The organism is Campylobacter sp. CNRCH_2015_1657 (assembly GCF_025772685.1).
In the GTDB taxonomy this organism is placed as follows: domain Bacteria; phylum Campylobacterota; class Campylobacteria; order Campylobacterales; family Campylobacteraceae; genus Campylobacter_D; species Campylobacter_D lari_D.
Map to the genome: position 1 here is coordinate 1 of NZ_JAKMSO010000023.1, position 1079 is coordinate 1079.

Below are 1079 nucleotides of genomic sequence, written 5' to 3' on the forward strand. Positions count from 1 at the left end.
AAATAAAAAAATTATTTTTTTAGGATAAAATACATCCTTTTTAAAAACACATAAAGGAGATACATTGTTTTCAAATTTAAAAATAGGGACCAAAATAGTTGGAGTTGTAATTTCCATAGTAATGCTAGGTATTATAATCTTAGCAAGTATTTTTTCCATACAAGCTTCAAATATCTTACACACTGAAGCAGATAAACTACTTCAAATTAATGCTTTTAGATATGCAAATATCGTCCGTGGAGCAACAGAAAGTGTTTATTCAACTTTACTAGGAGTAGAAGATACTATAAAAAATACTATTTCAAATGAAAATAGTATTGATGATACAGAAGTGCAAAATATTTTAGAAGGTGTGCTTGATTCAAATGAAAAAATTGCATATATGTATGTTCATTTTTTTAATACCCCAATCAATCAAAATACCAACCCAAAACTACTTACAAATCAGCATAAATTTTTAATGTTACTTCATGATACTTCTTTAAAAACAGAAGGCGGCGTGCAATTAGTTCAAGCATATGATGCATTTTTACAACAACAAAGTATTAATAATGCTATATCAACACAAAAAGAATCAATAGGAAAACCTCAAATTTTCAACATCAATGGTGAAGAAATTTTTGCATACAATATTGTAATTCCAATCTTTAAAAATGGAAATATTATAGGTGTAGTTGGAGCTTTAGGAAGTTTAACGCATTTTAGAGGAGAGCTAACAGATCCAAAAAGAAGTATTTTCAAAGATGATCAAAGATTATTACTTGGTGCTGAGGGTCTAATAGCAGTTAGTCCTGTTTCTAAATTTACAGGAAAAAGTATTTCAGAAGCAAATCCTCATCCTAGTGCAAAAACATTAATACAATTACAAAAAGATAAAATAAATACTGTTTTTGACTTTACTCGCGCAAGCGATGGAAAGAAAAATAGAGCAGCAATAGCTACTTTTGATCTTTGGGATAACTCACAAGATGCTTGGTCTATTGTGACTATGGCTCCAGTTGATTCTATACAAATGCCTATTACAAAACTTATAACAACCATAGCATTTATATCTCTTTTTGTTATTTTAGTAATTGTGA

The 1079-nt window shown here is 28.8% G+C and carries 1 protein-coding gene; it reads left to right on the forward strand.

Features of this window, described 5'->3' with window-relative positions; all coding sequences use genetic code 11:
• Positions 1–64: 64 nt before the first annotated feature.
• Positions 65–1079 (forward strand): hypothetical protein (locus tag L8X27_RS07940; protein WP_263671875.1); only part of this gene is annotated, 1015 nt, incomplete at its 3' end.